An 18,997-nucleotide genomic window follows, 5' to 3' on the forward strand; every position below is an offset into this window, starting at 1 on the left:
CCGCACAGGTCGTTGATTGGGCCGGAACGACCGCGCCAATCGGCCGCCCGATCACAACGGTGAAGGCTATCGGATTCCCTCAACCACACGCGCAACCTTCCCTCCTGCTTTCAATTTTTTGCTTTCTTGTTTTCTTGATTGTGGCGCTATTCCGCCGAGCGCGGTTTCGATGTTCCTTACCATTGCCAAAAGGCGCGGTCCAATGTCGCTGCGCAGCCTATCTTCCGTGAAACGGAATGCGGGCGCACCACAATTAAACGCATAAGGACCGGTTCCGTCATTAAGCTTTAGTGCTACGCCGACCGCGTGGATGTCGTCGTGCCAGTCGCCCGCCGAGATCGCAAAACCGTGCTTTGCGACGGTCTCGCCGGCGCGTTCGATGCCGTCGCGCATCCTGGCCCAGCGGCTGCCGTAGTGCTCGCGCAAGTCGCGCAATAATGCGGCGCGCTCGTCATCCGGCAGCGCCCAGATATACGCCCGGCCCATCGCCGTCGTGGCGATCGGAATTCGTGAGCCGACGTCCAGCTGAACGCCGAGCGTCATGCCGCGGCTCTGGCCGAAGTAGATCATGCTGAGACGGTCGCGCCCGCCGACCGCCACCGCTCCGCCGGTCTCGCGCATCATTTCTTCGCGATAGGGCTCGGACAAATGCCGAACGCCGAGATTGGCCAGCGCCGCATAGCCGAGCGCCATCGCCGCAGGCGCCAGCTGATATTTCTCGAACCGCGGAACCGGTGTAAGGTAACCCAGTCTGGTCAGGGTATAGGTCAGCCTGGAGACGGTTGGCTTCGGCAGGTTGGTGCGGGCCGCGATCTCTTGATTGCCGAGAAGCCCGTCGTTGGGTTGAAATGCACGCAGCACATCAAGACCGCGGGAAAGCGCGACGACGAAGCTGCGATCGGTCGCCACTTTCTTACCTGGACGCTTCATGGCCTGCTGTTGCCGCCGCTCTCGCGAACCCTCGTTGACAAGGGACGTGCTTCAAAATAACCCTCGCTGTCAAGATGCGGAATTTAATTCCGCAGTGCGAAATTTAAAAGAATGAACTGCCGAGGGAGATTTCCGTGAACGAAGTGGTCAGGCTCGATCGTCGTGACGTCATTGCCACCGTCACAGTCGACAGTCCTCCGGTGAACGCGCTGAGCGCCGCCGTGCGGGGCGGCATTCTGGATTGCATCAAGCGCGCCGTCGCCGATCCGGAAGTGAAGGCGATCGTGCTGACCTGTGCCGGCCGCACCTTTATCGCCGGCGCCGACATCACCGAATTCGGCAAACCGCCGAAACCCCCGGGCCTTAATGAGGTGCTGATCGAGATCGAGAACTCGCCGAAGCCGGTCATTGCCGCCATTCATGGCACGGCGCTGGGCGGCGGCCTCGAAGTCGCGCTCGCCTGCCACTTCCGCGTTGCGACCAGGGACGCTCGCCTGGGCCTGCCCGAGGTGAAACTCGGCCTGCTGCCGGGCGCGGGCGGAACGCAGCGCCTGCCGCGCGCGGTCGGTCCGGAACTGGCGGTCAAGATGATCGTCGGCGGCGATCCGATTCCCGCTAGCGAGGCGTTGAAGAACGGCCTGATCGAGGAAATCATCGAAGGTCCCGCCGCCGGCGGCGAGAGCTTCGCCCGCAAGGTGCTGGCGGAGAAGCGCCCCTTGCGCAGGCTGCGGGACGACGACAGCAAGCTTGCGGCGGCGAAAGCCGACCGCTCGATCTTCACCAATGCGGTCGCGGCGCTGACCAAGAAGGCGCGCGGGCTGGAAGCGCCGTTCGCCGCCGCCGACGCGGTGGGTGCGGCGATCGACCTGCCATTCGATGAGGGATTGAAAAAGGAACGCGAGAGCTTCCTCAAACTGGTGGCGGGCGATCAGTCCAAGGCGCAGCGTTACGCGTTCTTCTCGGAACGCGAGGCTGCAAAGATCGCCGGCGTTCCGGAGGGGACAAAACCGCGCAACGTCGAGCGCGTCGCCATCATCGGCGCGGGGACCATGGGCGGTGGTATCGCGATGTCATTTGCCAACGCCGGAATCCCGGTGACGCTGATCGAGACCGGCGAAGAACAGCTCAAGCGCGGCATGGGGGTGATGCAGAAGAATTACGAGGCGACCGCCGCGCGCGGCGGAATCCCCGCGGACGCGCCCGCCAAGCGCATGGCGCTGATCAACGGCGTGGTCGGACTTGAAAACGTGCGGGATGCCGACCTGATCATCGAGGCCGTGTTCGAGACCATGGCGATCAAGAAGGAGGTCTTCACCGCGCTCGACAAATTCGCCAAACCCGGCGCGGTTCTCGCGTCCAACACCTCCTATCTCAACATCGACGAAATCGCCAAAGTGACAAAACGTCCGCAGGACGTGCTCGGCATGCACTTTTTCTCACCGGCCAATGTGATGAAGCTGTGCGAGATCGTGCGCGCGGACAAGACCGCGCCGGACGCGCTGACCACCGCGGTGGCGGTAGCGCGCAAGATCGCAAAAGTGCCGGCGGTGGTCGGCGTCTGCGACGGCTTCGTCGGCAATCGCATGCTGGCGCAGCGCGGCAAGCAGGCGGAGAAATTGCTGTTCGAGGGCGCGTTGCCGCAGCAGGTCGATGCGGTGGTGACGAAATTCGGCATGCCGATGGGCCCGTTCGCGATGGGCGATCTTGCCGGGCTCGATATCGGCTGGCGATCGCGCAAGGATCGCGGCATCAAGTCGGAAATTGCCGATGCGCTGTGCGAGGCCGGCCGCTTCGGCCAGAAGACCGGCAAGGGCTATTATAAGTATGAAGCAGGGTCGCGCGCGGCGCTGCCCGATCCCGAAGTCGAGAAGCTGATCGACGAGACCTTGCAGCGGCTCGGCCGCAAGCGCCGCGTGGTCAGCGACGACGAAATCCTCGAGCGCATGATGTATCCGATGATCAACGAGGGTGCGCGGATTCTCGAGGAGAAGATCGCGGCGCGTCCCAGCGACATCGACGTGATCTGGCTCTATGGCTATGGCTGGCCGGTCTATCGCGGCGGCCCGATGTTCTATGCCGATCAGGTGGGCCTGAAGCATATCGCCGACCGCTTGTCGTACTATGCCAAGGAGACGAATGATCCTTCGCTAGAGCCCGCGCCGCTGCTCAAGCGCCTTGCGGCGGAAGGCAAGACCTTTGCGTCGCTGGCGCAGACGGCAAAAGCGGCGTGATGGGGACTAGCGGCACTGGTTCAGTGTTCGTGTTCCCTCCCCCCTTGCGGGGGAGGGTTAGGGAGGGGGGTGGCCGCATCGGGACTGCCCGTGTGGACCCCCTTCCCCAACCCCTCCCCGCAAGGGGGAGGGGAGCCCGCGCAGCCCTGCCCACCTTACCGTCGGCACCGCGCCCATGACCCGTCCCGGCGAAAAATTCTATCCGGAAGGCGTCCACTGGGACGATCCGATCGCGCGGGGAACGCTGCCGGATTTGCTGTCGAAGGCGGTCGCCGATTACGCCGGCCGGCCGGCCTTTGAGTTTCGCGACCGCGCCATCAGCTACATCGAGCTGGAAGCGCTGGTCGAGGTCGCAGCTTCAGCCTATCTCGGTGCCGGCTACGGCAAGAACACGTCGGTGGCGCTGTTCCTCGGCAACTCGCCCGACCATCCCGTGAACTTTTTCGGCGCGCTGAAGGCCGGCGCCCGTGTCGTGCATTTGTCCCCGCTCGATGGCGAACGCGCGCTGTCGCATAAATTGAGCGACAGCTGCGCGCGCATTCTCGTCACCAGCGATCTCGCGACGCTGCTGCCGACGGCGCTGAAATTCCTGGAAAAGGGCCTGCTCGATCGGCTCATCGTCTGCGAGGACGACCATTGGGGCGCGGTCGGCAATCCGCATACGCCGATCCCGGATCACCCCGCGATCACGACGTTTGCAGGGTTTGCGCAAGGCGCAGTGCTGCCGGCGCAATGGCCGACCATCTCGCCCGACGACGTGGCGCTGCTGCAATATACCGGGGGCACCACCGGACTGCCGAAAGGCGCAATGCTGAGCCACGGCAACTTGACCTCCGCGGTATCGATCTATGATGTCTGGGGCAGGCCGGCGCGCGAAAGGCGCAACGCCATCGAGCGCGTGATCTGCGTGCTGCCGCTGTTTCACATCTTCGCGCTGACGGTGGTGATGCTGACCTCGATCCGGCGCGGCAATTTGATCTCGCTGCACCAGCGCTTCGACGTCGAAGCCGTGATGCGCGATATCGAGGTCAAGCGCGCCGCCGCGTTTCCCGGCGTGCCGACGATGTGGATCGCGATCGCGAGCCTTCCCGATCTCGACAAGCGCGATCTTTCCTCGCTGGTGAGCTGCGGCTCCGGCGGCGCGCCGCTGCCGGTCGAGGTCGCGAAAGTCTTTGAGCGCAAGGTCGGCATGAAGCTGAAGAGCGGCTGGGGCATGACCGAGACCTGCTCGCCCGGCACCGGCCATCCGCAGGAGGGGCCGGACAAGCCGGGGTCGATCGGGTTGATGCTGCCCGGCATCGAAATGGATGTGGTCGCGCTCGATGATCCCGCGAAAGTCTTGCCCGCGGGCGAAGTCGGTGAGATCCGGATTCGCGGACCGAATGTGACAAAAGGCTACTGGAACAGGCCAACGGAAACCGCCGAGGCGTTTGTCGGCGATCGTTTCCTGACCGGCGATATCGGCTACATGGACAGCGACGGCTATTTCTACCTGGTCGACCGCAAGAAGGACATGATCATTTCCGGCGGCTTCAATGTCTACCCGCAGATGATCGAGCAGGCGATCTATGAACATCCCGCGGTGCAGGAAGTGATCGTGATCGGCATTCCCGACGATTACCGCGGCGAGGCGGCGAAGGCCTTTGTCAAACTACGCGCGGGCGCGGGTCCGTTCTCGCTGGATGAGCTGAAGGCGTTCCTGGCCGGCAAGCTCGGCAAGCACGAGATTCCCGCAGCACTCGATTTCGTCGATGAACTGCCGCGAACCCCGGTCGGCAAACTCTCGCGCCATGAATTGCGCAATCAGCGATCTTCGCCAGCGCAGCCCAGACAACCACAACTTGCAACAGGAGGTCGCCCATGACCGACGCCGTTATCGTCTCCACCGCCCGCACCCCGATCGGCAAGGCCTATCGCGGCGCGCTCAACGCCACCGAAGGGGCAACCCTGCTCGGTCACGCCATCGGTCAGGCGGTGGCGCGGGCCAAGCTCGATCCCGCGGAGGTCGAGGACGTGGTGATGGGCGCCGCCCTGCAGCAGGGCTCGACCGGCGGCAACATCGCCCGCAAGGCGCTGCTGCGCGCCGGGCTTCCGGTCACGGTGGGCGGCACCACGATCGACCGGCAATGCGCGTCGGGGCTGCAGGCGATCGCACTCGCGGCGCGTTCGGTGATCTTCGACGGCGTCGAGATCGCGGTCGGCGGCGGCGGCGAATCCATCAGTCTGGTGCAGAACGACAAGATGAATGCATTTCACGCCCAGGATCCGGCGCTGCTGAAAATCAAGGGCGAAGTCTACATGCCGATGATCGACACCGCCGAGGTCGTCGCCAGGCGCTACGGCATTTCGCGCGAGCGGCAGGACGAATACTCGCTGGAGAGCCAGCGCCGGGTCGCCGCCGCACAGCAGGGCGGCAAGTTCAACGACGAAATCGCAGCCATCACCACCACGATGGGCGTCGCCGACAAGGCGACCGGCGAAATCTCGTTCAAGGAGGTCACCTTCTCGAAGGATGAGGGGCCGCGGCCGGAAACCACGGCCGAAGGCCTCGCCGCCTTGAAGCCGGTGCGCGGCGACGGCTTTACGATTACGGCCGGCAATGCCAGCCAGCTGTCGGACGGCGCCAGCGCGTCCGTGATCATGAGCGACAAGGAGGCTTCGAAGCGCGGCCTGAAGCCGCTCGGCATCTTCCGCGGCTTCGTCGCCGCCGGCTGCGAACCGGACGAGATGGGCATTGGTCCCGTGTTCGCGGTGCCGCGGCTGCTCAAGCGCCATGGCCTGAAGGTCGACGATATCGATCTCTGGGAGCTGAACGAGGCCTTCGCGGTGCAGGTGCTTTATTGCCGCGACAAGCTCGGCATTGATCCCGAAAAGATCAACGTCGATGGCGGCGCGATCGCGGTCGGCCATCCCTACGGCATGTCGGGCGCGCGTCTCACCGGTCACGCCCTGATCGAGGGCCGCCGCCGCAAGGCCAAATATGTCGTGGTGACCATGTGCGTCGGCGGCGGCATGGGCGCCGCCGGTTTGTTCGAGGTGGTGCAGTAACAGCTGTCGTCCCGGCCAAGCGAAGCGCGAGCCGGGACCCATACCGCGAGGTGTCGCTTTTGGCGTTGGGGTAGACGCCATTGTTACCAACAAAGACCGGTGGTTATGGGTCCCTGCTTTCGCAGGGACGACCCCGGGAGAGAAATTCATTCGCTCACAGGAGGATCCGATGGATCTCAGCTTCAGCAAGGAAGAAGTGGCGTTTCGGGACGAGGTGCGGGCCTTCTTCAGGGACCACGTGCCGCCTTCGACGCGGCAGAAATTGCAGGAGGGCCGTCATCTCTCAAAGGACGAGATGGTCGACTGGTGGCGCATCCTCAACAGGAAAGGCTGGGGTGTGTCGCACTGGCCGAAGGAATATGGCGGCACGGGGTGGACCTCGGTGCAGCACTACATCTTCAACGAGGAGCTGCAGATGCATCCGGCGCCGGCGCCGCTCGCCTTCGGCGTCAGCATGGTCGGGCCGGTGATCTATACCTTCGGCAATGAACAACAGAAGAAGCACTATCTGCCGCGCATCGCCAATGTTGACGACTGGTGGTGCCAGGGCTTTTCCGAGCCCGGCTCGGGCTCCGACCTCGCGTCGCTGAAGACCAAGGCCGAGCGCAAGGGCGACAAATACATCGTCAACGGCCAGAAGACCTGGACCACGCTCGCCCAATATGCCGACTGGATCTTCTGCCTGTGCCGCACCGATCCCGCGGCCAAGAAGCAGACCGGCATTTCGTTCATCCTGATCGACATGAAGTCGAAGGGCATCACGGTGCGTCCGATCCAGACCATCGACGGCGGCTTTGAGGTCAACGAGGTGTTCCTCGATGACGTCGAGGTGCCGGTTGAAAATCTGGTCGGCGAGGAAAACAAGGGCTGGGACTACGCCAAGTTCCTGCTCGGCAACGAGCGCACCGGCATCGCCCGCGTCGGCGTTTCCAAGGAGCGGATTCGCCGCATTCGGGATCTGGCGTCCAAGGTCGAATCCGGCGGCAAGCCGGTGATGGCCGACCAGGGTTTTCGCGAAAAGCTCGCCGCGGTCGAGATCGAGCTCAAGGCGCTCGAACTGACGCAGCTTCGCGTCGTCGCCGACGAAGGCAAGCACGGCAAGGGCAAGCCCAATCCCGCCTCCTCGGTCCTCAAGATCAAGGGCTCGGAAATCCAGCAGGCCACCACCGAGCTTCTGATGGAGGTGATCGGGCCGTTCGCAGCCCCCTTCGACGAGCATGGCGACGACGGCAGCAACGAGGCGATGGACTGGACCGCGCAGATCGCGCCGAGCTATTTCAACAACCGCAAGGTCTCGATCTACGGCGGCTCCAACGAGATCCAGCGCAACATCATCACCAAGGCGGTGCTGGGGCTGTAGGCGACACAGCACGCCGATAACAACTGGCGTCGTCCCCCGCGAATGCGCGGGACCCAGTACGCCGCGGCGGTCGTGCTGACGAGTGGTGGTTGTGATCACTGGATCCCCGCTTTCGCGGGAATGACAATGGAATGTTGGGCGACGGCCGGGGCAATAGCTCACGTCGATTTCGGAGAGACTGTAAAATGGATTTCGATCTGTCGGAGGAGCAGCGGCTCCTCAAGGAAAGTGTCGATGGGCTGCTCGGCGACGCCTACGATTTCGATGCCCGCAAGAAATACATGAAAGAGAAGGGCGGCTGGAGCAAGGCGATCTGGGGCAAGTTCGCCGAGCAGGGGCTGCTCGGCTTGCCGTTCTCCGAGGACGACGGCGGCTTCGGCGCCGGTGCCATCGAGACCATGATCGTGATGGAGGCGCTCGGCAAGGCGCTGGTGCTGGAGCCTTATCTCGCCACCGTGGTGATCGGCGGCGGCCTGCTGCGGCGCGGCGGCTCGGCCGCGCAGAAGGCGGCGCAGATTCCCGGCATCATCGACGGAACCAGGAGCTTTGCCTTCGCGCAGCTTGAGAAGAATTCGCGTTACGATCTTTACGACGTCGCTACTTCAGCCAAGAAGAAGGGTGCAGGCTGGGTCATCGACGGCGAGAAATTCGTCGTGCTCAATGGCGAGGCCGCCGATACCCTGATCGTCACCGCGCGGACCAAGGGCAGCCAGCGCGACACCAACGGCATCGGCGTGTTCCTGGTGCCGGGCGACGCCAAGGGCGTGGCGAAGAAGGGCTATCCGACCCAGGACGGCCTGCACGCCGCCGACATCACCTTCACCGGCGTCGAGGTCGGCAGCGATGCCGCGATCGGCGATCCCGAGGACAGCCTGGCCCTGATCGAGCGCGTGGTCGACGAGGCGCGCATTGCGATGTGCGCCGAGGCCGTCGGCGTGATGGATGAATCGCTCAAGAGCACGGTCGAGTATTTGAAAACGCGAAAACAGTTCGGCGTGCCGATCGGCAGCTTCCAGACCCTGCAGCACCGCGCCGCCGACATGTTCGTCGCCGTCGAGCAGGCCCGCAGCATGTCGATGTTCGCGACCATGGCATCGGATTTCGACGACGCCAAGGAGCGCGCCACCGCGGTCGCGGCGGCCAAAGTGCAGATCGGGAAATCCGCGAAATTCGTCGGCCAGCAGGCGATCCAGCTGCATGGCGGCATCGGCATGACCATGGAGGCCAAGATCGGCCACTACTTCAAGCGGCTGACCATGATCGAGAACACCTTCGGCGACACCGACTATCATCTGCGCCGCGTCACCGAGAGCGGCGGGCTGGTGTAGGACCTCCACCGTCATTGCGAGGAGCGCAAGCGACGAAGCAATCCATTCTTTCCTTTCGTGGCGAGATGGATTGCTTCGCTTCGCTCGCAATGACGGGAAGAATGATGACCAAGGAACCCACCATGAAAAACACCCCGTTCGATCTCTCAGGCAAGGTCGCCGTCATCACCGGGTCCAGCCGCGGCATCGGTCGTTCCTCGGCCGAGCTCCTGGCCAAACTCGGTGCCAAAGTGGTGGTCTCGAGCCGCAAGCGTGAGGCCTGCGAGGAAGTGGCTGATGGCATCCGCGAGGCTGGCGGCGATGCCCACGTCATCGCCTGCAACATCTCGCGCCGCGAGGAGGTCGAGGCGCTGATTTCGGGCGCGACCGGCCATTACGGCAAGATCGACATCCTGGTCTGCAATGCGGCCATCAATCCCTATTACGGCCCGCTGCTCGACATCAGGGACGAGGCCTTCGACAAGATCATGGCCTCCAACGTCAAGAGCAACATCTGGCTCTGCCAGCTGGCGATTCCGGCGATGGCCGCGCGCGGCAAGGGCTCGGTGGTCATCATCTCCTCGATCGGCGGGCTGCGTGGCTCGACCGTGATCGGCGCCTACGGAATTTCCAAGGCGGCGGATTTCGCCTTGTGCCGCAGCCTCGCCGGCGAATGGGGCCCGAAAGGCGTCCGCGTCAATTGCGTCGCGCCCGGCCTCGTCAAGACCGATTTCGCCCGCGCCTTGTGGGAGGACGAAGAACGCCTGAAACGCCGCTGCGCCACCACGCCGTTGCGCCGGATCGGCGAGCCCGACGAGATCGCCGGCGCGGTGGCCTATCTCGGCTCCGACGCCTCGAGCTTCATGACCGGCCAGACCATCGTCGTTGACGGCGGGGTGACGACGGCGTCGGTGTAGTTTTCTTCTCCGTCGCCCCGCACTTCGCGGGACCCATACGAGCGAAGCTTGCTCTTAGCGCCAGGCACAATGCGCTCCCCTCCTCCCGCGAGCGAAGCGAGTGGTGGGGAGGGGTTGGGGGCGGGGGGTGCTTCCGCAAGCTAAGCAGCCTTGGTGAATGCGGCGCGGCCCCCCACCCCCAACCCCTCCCCGCCGCTGCGCGGGGGGAGGGGAGCAGAGTAGAGCGTCATCATATTGACCTTGTTCCCCCAATCCGCTTGCCTTGGCCCAACCAACATCCCGGGAAGCAACGCCAAAAAAACCGCCAGGAAAAACCGCCAGGAAAAACATCATGTCCTTTGTGCTGGCCATCGATCAGGGCACCACCTCCTCGCGCGCCATCGTGTTTCGCAGCGACATCACGATCGCAGGCGTCGCGCAGCAGGAGTTTCCGCAGCATTTTCCGGCGTCGGGCTGGGTCGAGCACGAGCCGGAGGACATCTGGACTTCGACCATCGCCACCTGCCGCGAGGCGCTGAAGAAGGCTGATGTTACGGCCAAGGACATCGCCGCGATCGGCATCACCAACCAGCGCGAGACCACCGTGGTGTGGGACCGCGCCACCGGCCAGGCGGTGCACCGCGCCATCGTCTGGCAGGACCGCCGCACCGCCGATATCTGCGCCAGATTGAAGAGCGAAGGCCACGAGCCCGCGATCTCCGCGAAAACCGGCCTGATCATCGATCCCTATTTTTCCGGCACCAAGGTCGCCTGGATCCTCGACCACGTGCCCGGCGCGCGGGCGCGGGCGGAACGCGGCGAGCTGTTGTTCGGCACCGTCGATTGTTATCTGTTGTGGCGTCTCACCGCCGGCCGCGTCCACGCCACCGACGCCACCAATGCCTCGCGCACGCTATTGTTCGACATCCACACCGGGGAGTGGGATGACGATCTCCTGAATATCCTGCGCGTGCCGCGCTCGATGTTGCCGGAGGTGAAGGATTCCTCGCACCATTTCGGCGACAGCGTGCCTGACCTGTTCGGCGGCAGTATCGCGATTTCCGGCATCGCCGGCGACCAGCAGGCCGCCACCATCGGTCAGGCGTGTTTCTCGCCGGGCATGATCAAATCGACCTACGGCACCGGCTGCTTTGCGCTGCTCAACACCGGCGCCACGCCGGTCGCCTCGAAAAACAAGCTGCTCACCACCATCGCCTATCAGCTCAAGGGACAGCGCACCTACGCGCTGGAAGGCTCGATCTTCGTCGCGGGAAGCGCGGTGCAGTGGCTGCGCGACGGGCTCGGCATCATCCGGCAGGCCGCCGAGACCGGCCCGCTCGCCGACCAATCCGATTCCACCCAAAGCGTGTATCTGGTGCCGGCCTTTGTCGGGCTCGGCGCCCCCTACTGGAATCCGCGGGTGCGCGGCGCGCTGTTCGGGCTGACGCGCAACACCGGCCCCGCCGAGCTCGCGCATGCCGCGCTCGAAAGCGTCTGTTACCAGACGTTTGACTTATGGGCTGCGATGCGCGCCGACTGGCCGGATGCCAAAGCCGCCAACATCGTGCTGCGCGTCGACGGCGGCATGACGGCGTCGGACTGGACCATGCAGCGGCTCGCCGATTTGCTCGACGCCCCGGTCGATCGCCCGATGATCCAGGAAACCACCGCGCTCGGCGCCGCCTATCTCGCCGGGTTGGCTGCCGGTGTCTATCCGGAGCCGGCCAAATTCGCCGACAACTGGCGGCTGGAACATCGCTTCAAGCCGGCGATGAGCGCGGCCACGCGCGAGCGGAAGCTGAAGGGCTGGGCGCGGGCGGTGAAGGGATTGCTGGCGAGCGACGAGGGGGAAGGCTAGGCCGGAATGAGATTAGGTTGAGGTGCAGCGGCGATCAGTCGCTGCTCCCTCTCCCCGCAGGCGGGGCGAGGTAACCGAACTCGCGCATGCGTCGATTCAACTAAGAGCCATCCGGCTCTAGTTCGCTTGGCTGCCGCAACAATCACGCCTGCCGGCCCGGCGACGTCGTCAGGCCGCCCTGATCTTGTGCAGGAAGTTTTCAACCTCTTTGCTGAGGTGGCTGCTTTGCGCCGACAGCGACACGACGAGGCCGTGAACCTGCTCGGCCGCGCTGCCGGTGTCCGCCGCGCCACGGTTGACGTCCGCGATACTGCTGGTCACCTGGGTCGCTCCCTGCGCGGCATTCTGGACATTGCGGGCAATTTCCTGCGTCGCCGCGCCCTGCTCTTCGACAGCCGCCGCAATCGCGGTAGAAATCTCCGAAATCTGGGCGATCGTGCTCCCGATCTCCCTGATTGCGGCGACCGAATGTTCGGTGGCCGACTGCATTTGCGTTACTTGGGCGGCGATCTCCTCGGTCGCCTTGGCGGTTTGCGCCGATAGCGCCTTGACCTCGGACGCCACGACGGCAAAACCTCGTCCCGCATCGCCCGCTCGGGCGGCCTCGATCGTAGCGTTAAGGGCAAGCAGATTCGTCTGCTCGGCAACCGCCGTTATCATCTTGATGACTTCGCCGATGCGGCTCGCCGATTGCGACAGCTCGGATATTCGGATGTTTGTTCGCTCCGCCTGCTCGACGGCAGCGTAGGAAATCTTTTGGGATTGCATGACCTGCCGCCCTATTTCGTTGACGGAAGAGGCCATTTCCTCCGACGCCGCCGCGGCAGACCGCACGTTCGACGACGACTGTTCGGATGCGGCCGCAACCGTCGCGGACAATTGCTGTGTGGTTTCGGCGGTCCGGGTCAGGCTGCCGGCTGCTGCCTCGATTTCCGAGGAGGCAGACGAGACCGTCCTGATGACATTTCCAACGGCCTTCTCGAAACCGTCGGCCACCTCCAGCATCGCAGCCTTTCTGTCCGCCTCGGCTTTCCTGGCCGAAAGGGTTTGTTCGGCTTCCATGGCCCGAACCCGCAAGGCGTTTTCCTTGAAGACTTGCACCGCGCCAGCCATGGCGCCGACCTCGTCGTTGCGGCCCAGGGAAGGGATATCGCTCTCCAATTCGCCACCGGCCAGCCGCTCCATGACGCGGGTCATCCTGGTGATCGGTTGGATGACGCCCCTTGCGACACCGGCTGTTCCGGCGCAGACGACGACGAAGACGACCGCGGAAATGCCCCAGAGAATCCAGGTAAAGAATCTGTCCCGCCTGGTGGCTTCGGCTTCGGTGGCGGCATTGTCGTCATTGGTTTGTTTGACGATATCGTCGATCACGGCACGATGCGCCGTATAGGCCGCCGTTATGTCCGCGTATGATTTGGCCGCCGCAGCGGCGTCGGTTCTGACCAGCGCAGGCAAAAAGGACTGCGTGATGGCGGTCCAGAAGCGCTCGACTTCACGGTGCGATTTTTCGACCAGCTTGGCCTTGATGGCGGGATCGAGGTCGGACTTCGACCAGAAGTCGCGGCGGTCATCGTAGTCCTTTTTCAATTGGGCCAGCCGGTCGGCGTGCGCCGGGAGCGATGAATGATCTTGCAGCGCGAGGGTCGCTTCGAGATAGGCTTCGATCACGTATTCCGGCGGAGGAAGAATGTCCGCGACAAGATCGTTTCCAAGCTTGATCCTGTCGTATATCGGGCCGCCGACCTTGAGTTGGGAAAGCGCGTAGTTGCTTGCAATGATCACGGCAACAAGACCGGCGATCGTCAGCATGCCGAATGCAAAAACGGCGCGCGAAATTGTGATTCGATTCATCTCCGGAGGTCCGATCGGATTGGCTAGGGAGAAGTTTACCGAAAACAAATTAAGAAGTTGCGTTCAGGGAAATTACGGGCGCGATCGGAACTTTGCCATTCAGGCAGCGCGCTTTGAGCGAAGGCTGTTACGCGCGGTGCTGATTTTTTCATCAGACGCCTAAAAATTGGACCGCGCGATGGTCGGGACGTCAGCGGGCCATGCTCCCAGCGGCGCAAATTTGGTCTATCGAAGTCGAACCGCGCCCCGCGCGCCGGTTGATAAGGGCAAATGTCGCTGTTGGTTCAAAAACGGAAGCCTGCCTGAAGCCGCAATCAGAATCCGGGGCGCAGGTCGGCCTTGCGCCTCTCGTGCAAGTGCCACCAAAGCACAACGCCGATGCCGAGCGCCGCCGCCGCGATCAACACGATAATCAGGGCCGAAGCCTCGATCCACGCAGCCGCCGGAACGCACAGCGCCATGATGATTCCGAGCAGACAGACCTGCCAGGACAGGACATGAATACCTGCGGTAAAGGTGCCCAGCGCCAATAACATGAGAACAGCGAGCCCGGTCGCACTGGCGTTGAGGATCCTCTGGACACTGGGCAACAGTATCACATTCATCACGAGCAGGAACGCAGCCCAGTGCAGCGCCTGCGTAATTATCAGTTGCAATCGCGCGTTTTTATCGTTGGCGCTCGACCATCCGGAGCCGACGCACACCACCCCGATCACCGGCGCCAGCAGCTCCCAATAGCCCACGAGCGGTTGCTGCAGAAAACTGGTGTAGGCAACGCCGAGCAAGGTCAGGATCAACACCAGGCTGAAGGGCAGCTCTCTGATCCAGAAACTTGCGGGCGGCCCTTTGCGGCCGGCGGTCTGCGGGTCGCCCGGTCGTGCACCCTCGGGGCCGGCATCCATACTGTTCATCGCGGCTGCTCCGCCGGGCGTTCTCAGGAACCGAATTTGTTATCGACAGGAGAAACCGCCTCCCGGCGGCTTCTCCGAACCGACCGACTGTCTTGATCAGGCAGCTCGCTTGAACGCGTCGCGCGCGGCTTGATTGGCGCGATCGAACGCCGCACGGGTTTCCGTCAAGACGCCCATCAGCGCCGACCATGATTGTGTACCCATCTGGTCAAGCTGCTTCTGGAGTTTTTCTTCCGCGGCGCCGGCGTCGACCTGCATCCGCTTCACGGCGACATCGATTTCAGCCTGACGCTCGGTGGCGAAATGTTTGGTGTCGCTGCCAAGCTTGTCGGCGGCTTCTCGCCACGCCTTCAGTTGGGCCGCCGCCTGAAGCTTGAATGTCGCTTGCTGCTGCTCGACCTGCTTGCTGAAGCTCTCGACGTATTTCTTGACCTCGGCCTCGAACGAGTTCCACTCTGGCTCCAGTGTTGCCTTTGCGCTGGTCCATGCAGTCTCGTTGGCGGCTGCCTGCTTCTTGACGGTGTCCCGAAAGATATCACGGCTTTTGCGCAGGCCAGTGATTGCCTTATCGGCCCGGTCACGCGCGTCAGCCTGCACCTCGCCCACTTTGCCTTCAAGCGAAGCCAGCACGGCCTCCATTTCATCGAGGCGTTCCTTGGCCCAATTCACATAGAAGTGGATATTGCTTTGCGTAGCCATCTGACCATCTCCATCAGTTACCAGCCGAATATCTTCTGGCATGTCCGCCATCTGGCTTCTTGACATGGGTCAACATCAGGCCCCGGAGCCGGTGCCACCTGGTTTGGAAGCTAAAGGGCTGGCCAAGACCGGTGAAGGGGATGCTGGCGAGCGACGAGGGGAGGGGCATCATTCGCAATGAAGAAAGCCAGGAAGTTTTTTCGATGCCGAAGAATTCGTTCCCTTCGAGCGATACCGCGCTGCGGCTGGGCGGCGGTTCCACGGCCTCGCCCTCAAACCCCGGCCGTAGTCGACATTTGGCGACGGCGACAAGATCGCCCGGGTCGATCCGCCGCGCGCCCGAAACTCACCCCGGCCGTCCAAAGAACCGCTGCCGGTTGGTCCATTCCCGGATGTTGTTGCTCTTGATCCATTGCGCCAGTTCGTCGTGACGGACCAGCCAGGCGTCGGGAAAGCCGCGAATATATTTCAGGATGCGGTCGAACTGGGCCGCCATCAGCGGACGGCCGCCGAAATGGCAATGCAGCGTGATGTTGAGGTATGAGGTTGGCTCGTTGGCATGGAGATAATCGAAGGTGTCCTTGTAGACGTCGTACCAGTCGCGCGGATTGCCGCGCAGCACGCGATGATCGGCGAAATCCGAATGCGGCAGCGCCACCAGCGTGCCTTTTTGGGTGTCGACGCAGAACGGCAGGTCGATGTGGTTGTAGTCGCCGTACCAGAGAAAGCCGGTCTCGGCGATGATCTCTTCGGTGTGCGCGGTCGGCGCCAGCACCGGGCTCAGCCATCCCTTCGGCGGCGCGCCGGTCAGCTTGTTGAACACGCCGATGCACTTCTCGATCAGGGCCCGTTCCTCGTCGGGCTCGAGATAGGCCATCAGCGCGTCCTGGGTGTAGGAATGGCCCGCGATCTCGTGTCCGGATTTCAGCATGCAGTCGACCGCGTCGGGCGCGATTTCCATCGAATGCGCGTTGGCCACGAAGGTCGAGGGCGTCTGGTTCTCGTTGAGAATTTTCAGCAGGCGCCACACCCCGTTGCGGCTGCCGTAGGTGCCCCAGGTCATCGCCGCGCGATCATGCGTGCCCGGCTTGAGCGAGGTGGTCTGCACCGAGAACGGCGGGCCCTTGTCGCCGGACCAGTTCTCCATCAGGCATGTCACCACCACCGCAATCCGCGCGCCGTTCGGCCAGGCAAATCCTTCGGAAGCGGCGATCGGGGCTGTCATCGGCGGGACCTTGTTTTTGGCGGCCGGACCATGAGGGGGCTTCGGCGCGCGGGTGGAATGCGGCGACCTTTTTGAGCGTCGAAAGGTTCAGGCTCCGCTGATGCCGTCATTGCCGCGCCCAGTCAATATCCCCCGATGTCAATATCCATTGGATCGCGGCTGTCAGACCGCGCGGCCGCCGATCGATCCTCGACTCCGCGTTTCAAGCCGCGATAGGCTTGCCGGATACAGAAGGGCGCCGGGAATGGCCGGTCAAAGCGAACCCTTCAGCGAATAAATCGGGAGAAACCAAGGTGGACCGTCGCGATTGCATTCGCTGGGGAGGTGCTGCACTGGTCGCGCCGCTCTTGTCGGGCAAGCCTGCGCTGGCGCAGCCGAAATATCCGACCGGGACGATCCGGCTGGTTGTCCCCTACGCGCCCGGCGGCGTGGTGGATGCGGTGGCGCGCCACTGGGCCGAACGGATGAAGGCGCCGCTTGGCACCGTCATCATCGAGAACCAGGGCGGCGGCGGCGGGGTGATCGGCGCCAGTGCCGTGGCGCACGCGAGACTCGACGGCTATACGCTGTTGTTCGGCGACACCAGTTGCCAGATCATCGCACCTTATCTGATGCTGCATCCGCCTTACGACCCGACGAAGGATTTTGCGCCGGTGTCGATGATCGCCACCTCGTCGACCGCTATTGTCGTGCACCCGCGCGTCCCCGCCAGGACTCTCGGTGAATTCGTCGACTACGCCCGGCAAAATCAGGCCATACTGTCCTATGCCTCTGCCGGGACCGGAACGGTGACCCACCTCGCCGGCGAGTTGTTCAAGCAACTCACCCACACGCCCGAAATCCTGCACGTGCCCTATCGCGGCGCGGGACCGGGCCTGATCGATCTGATCGCGGGTGCGGTGCCGATGATGACCCCCAACGTCACCAGCCAGGTCTTGAATTTCCACCGCTCGGGCGATTTGCGCATCCTCGCCGTCTGCGCGCCGGCGCGGCTCAAGGCGGCGCCCGACATCGCCGCGGCGGTCGAGACCCTTCCGGGGCTGGTCGTCGAACTCACCTGCGGCGTGCTGGCGCCGGCGGGAACGCCGCAGCCGATCATCGATCAGATCTCCGAGGTGACCGCAGCGGTCATCAGGCGGCCTGACTTCGACGAGGCGCTGCAGGCCGCGGGGCTCGAGGCCAGGGCCGATGCAAGCCCGGCCGCCGCGCAGGCATTTCTGGCCGCCGAACGGCAGCGTCTGATCCCGATCATCGAGGCAGCAGGCTTGCAACCCCAGTAGCTTTCCGCATCATCCAGAGCATGACCCGGACCCGCAGGGCCGCGTTAGCGCAAAGTGGAAACCGGTTTTCCGATAAGGTCTTGCTCAAACAAAGAGATCCCGGGCCAACAGAGAGACATCATGAGCGCCATCACACTGGAACAGGCCAATCGCATCATCGAGGCGATCATCAAGCGCGGCGCCGAATTGGCGTGCCGCCCTTTGAGCGTCATCGTGGTGGAGCCGGGCTGTATCGTCAAAGCCTTCCAGAAGGAAGACGGCTGTTCCATGGTTCGCTTCGAAATGGCGTTCGGCAAGGCCTATGCCTCGCTCGCGCTCGGCCGCCCCTCGAGGCTGGTGCGCGTTCGCAACGAAGAGAAACCGGCGTTCATGCGCTATCTGCTCAGCGCCACCGATGACAAGATCTTTCCCGAAGGCGGCGGCATGTTGATCCGCACCGCCAGCGGCGAAGTTGTTGGCGCCGTCGGCGTGACCGGCGATACCGAAGACAAGGATGAGGAGCTTGCCGTCTTCGGCATCCATGCCGCGGGTTTCAAAACCGACGAGGATTGCGAAGGCATGGGCCGCAGCGTCAACGTCAGGCAGACGAAATAGATGATCCGTCAGGCACGCGGCCGGTGTTTTGGGGAAATCGCGCAGCCATTGATCCCGCCGAGCGGGGATTGACCACGGTAGCGCAGCGGAAATGAATCACTCCTCCCTCGCCCCGCTTGCGGGGAGAGGGTTGGGGTGAGGGGGATTCTCCGCGAATGCTGTTGCCAGCTGGACCAGTCGTACCCCCTCACCCGGATTGCATTGCATGCAATCCGACCTCTCCCCGCAAGCGGGGCGAGGTGAAGGAAGCCCACTGATTTTGCCCGTCGTGCCAATCTGCCGCAACCCGACGGCGTTGATCTCACCCCCAAATCAAAGGCATCTTTCCGCGCATCCCGTCCCGCAAGAGGGGCGTATCATGATCGTCACGGACGTTGGTGCGGGATGCGGTGGACGCTTTGGCGACGCGAGACGAGCGGCGCTGACGCGGACGGCGAAGTCGTGTGGTCCTGATGCCCCGACGCTGGCATCAAGTTCCTGAGAAGCAAGCTTCTCAGGGGTGACGGTGGCAAGAAAGCCCGGTCACCGGGGAGAGCACGAAGGAAACCGTTAAAACCATTGCGCGGGGAATGCCGGGTGTTTCCGGTGTGACCGTGGTGACTAACGCGCGTGCTTTCTACACTACACGCGCGGCTGCGGGCGCACCAGGCGCCCGGCATTCCCTGCGCCCTCTGATGGCAGAGGGCGGGACGTTTTGGCAAAACTCGCGCGAAACGCGCGGCGAGATCGCGAAGCTGCGTTTTGTCGTCATTGCCTGCGACAAACGCGAAGCGTTTGCGCAAGGGAGCGAAGCGACGAAGCAAT

General features: G+C 63.5%; 15 protein-coding genes. 10 read left to right on the forward strand and 5 right to left on the reverse strand.

What is annotated here, in order from left to right; genetic code table 11:
• Nucleotides 1–66: 66 nt before the first annotated feature.
• Nucleotides 67–930: an IclR family transcriptional regulator gene (locus E8A46_RS01675; RefSeq protein ID WP_291556540.1), complete on the reverse strand. Its 864-nt coding sequence runs from the start codon at nt 928–930 to the stop codon at nt 67–69.
• 134 nt (nt 931–1,064) lie between these two features.
• Between E8A46_RS01675 and E8A46_RS01680 the strand changes: the two genes are divergently transcribed.
• From E8A46_RS01680 to glpK, 7 genes are all read left to right on the forward strand, one after another.
• The gene (locus tag E8A46_RS01680; protein WP_291556541.1) at nt 1,065–3,161 is read left to right on the forward strand and encodes a 3-hydroxyacyl-CoA dehydrogenase NAD-binding domain-containing protein; all 2,097 of its coding nucleotides are present in this window, start codon (nt 1,065–1,067) and stop codon (nt 3,159–3,161) included.
• A gap of 175 nt (nt 3,162–3,336) precedes the next feature.
• Nucleotides 3,337–5,025 (forward strand): dicarboxylate--CoA ligase PimA, encoded by a 1,689-nt coding sequence (gene pimA, locus E8A46_RS01685; protein ID WP_291556543.1) that lies wholly within the window; start codon nt 3,337–3,339, stop codon nt 5,023–5,025.
• Nucleotides 5,022–6,209: an acetyl-CoA C-acyltransferase gene (locus E8A46_RS01690; RefSeq protein WP_291556545.1), complete on the forward strand. Its 1,188-nt coding sequence runs from the start codon at nt 5,022–5,024 to the stop codon at nt 6,207–6,209. The genes pimA and E8A46_RS01690 overlap by 4 nt, the downstream gene beginning before the upstream one ends.
• Before the next feature lie 169 nt (nt 6,210–6,378).
• Nucleotides 6,379–7,569 (forward strand): pimeloyl-CoA dehydrogenase large subunit, encoded by a 1,191-nt coding sequence (pimC, locus tag E8A46_RS01695; RefSeq protein WP_291556547.1) that lies wholly within the window; start codon nt 6,379–6,381, stop codon nt 7,567–7,569.
• Nucleotides 7,570–7,754: 185 nt separating this feature from the next.
• Entirely contained in the window at nt 7,755–8,897 is a 1,143-nt protein-coding gene (gene pimD / locus E8A46_RS01700) for a pimeloyl-CoA dehydrogenase small subunit (RefSeq protein WP_291556549.1), read from the forward strand.
• A 122-nt stretch (nt 8,898–9,019) separates the two neighbouring features.
• Complete coding sequence (locus tag E8A46_RS01705) at nt 9,020–9,793, forward strand: SDR family oxidoreductase (RefSeq protein WP_291556551.1); 774 nt, start codon at nt 9,020–9,022, stop codon at nt 9,791–9,793.
• A 331-nt stretch (nt 9,794–10,124) separates the two neighbouring features.
• Entirely contained in the window at nt 10,125–11,630 is a 1,506-nt protein-coding gene (glpK, locus tag E8A46_RS01710; RefSeq protein ID WP_291556553.1) for a glycerol kinase GlpK, read from the forward strand.
• 168 nt (nt 11,631–11,798) lie between these two features.
• Here the strand turns inward: glpK and E8A46_RS01715 are convergent, their stop codons facing one another.
• The 4 genes from E8A46_RS01715 to E8A46_RS01730 all read right to left on the reverse strand — a co-directional run bounded on the left by E8A46_RS01715 (nt 11,799) and on the right by E8A46_RS01730 (nt 16,319).
• Nucleotides 11,799–13,484 carry a HAMP domain-containing methyl-accepting chemotaxis protein gene (locus E8A46_RS01715; RefSeq protein ID WP_291556555.1) on the reverse strand — a complete coding sequence of 562 codons (1,686 nt, stop codon included), beginning with the start codon at nt 13,482–13,484 and terminating at the stop codon, nt 11,799–11,801.
• A gap of 314 nt (nt 13,485–13,798) precedes the next feature.
• Nucleotides 13,799–14,386: a hypothetical protein gene (locus tag E8A46_RS01720; RefSeq protein WP_291556558.1), complete on the reverse strand. Its 588-nt coding sequence runs from the start codon at nt 14,384–14,386 to the stop codon at nt 13,799–13,801.
• A 105-nt stretch (nt 14,387–14,491) separates the two neighbouring features.
• On the reverse strand, nt 14,492–15,145 hold the full coding sequence (locus E8A46_RS01725; protein WP_291556560.1) for a hypothetical protein: 654 nt from the start codon (nt 15,143–15,145) through the stop codon (nt 14,492–14,494).
• A 295-nt stretch (nt 15,146–15,440) separates the two neighbouring features.
• Nucleotides 15,441–16,319, reverse strand: coding sequence for a polysaccharide deacetylase family protein (locus tag E8A46_RS01730; protein ID WP_291556562.1), 879 nt, complete (start codon nt 16,317–16,319; stop codon nt 15,441–15,443).
• Between the two features lie 293 nt (nt 16,320–16,612).
• Here E8A46_RS01730 and E8A46_RS01735 point away from each other — a divergent pair, with 293 nt between their 5' ends.
• From E8A46_RS01735 to E8A46_RS01745, 3 genes are all read left to right on the forward strand, one after another.
• Nucleotides 16,613–17,599 (forward strand): tripartite tricarboxylate transporter substrate binding protein, encoded by a 987-nt coding sequence (locus E8A46_RS01735; protein WP_291556564.1) that lies wholly within the window; start codon nt 16,613–16,615, stop codon nt 17,597–17,599.
• A 120-nt stretch (nt 17,600–17,719) separates the two neighbouring features.
• The gene (locus E8A46_RS01740) at nt 17,720–18,193 is read left to right on the forward strand and encodes a heme-binding protein (RefSeq protein WP_291556565.1); all 474 of its coding nucleotides are present in this window, start codon (nt 17,720–17,722) and stop codon (nt 18,191–18,193) included.
• 569 nt (nt 18,194–18,762) lie between these two features.
• On the forward strand, nt 18,763–18,997 hold a 235-nt coding region (locus tag E8A46_RS01745), incomplete at its 3' end, for a hypothetical protein (protein WP_291556567.1).

It is taken from the genome of Bradyrhizobium sp. (genome assembly GCF_004799445.1).
Taxonomy (GTDB): domain Bacteria; phylum Pseudomonadota; class Alphaproteobacteria; order Rhizobiales; family Xanthobacteraceae; genus Bradyrhizobium.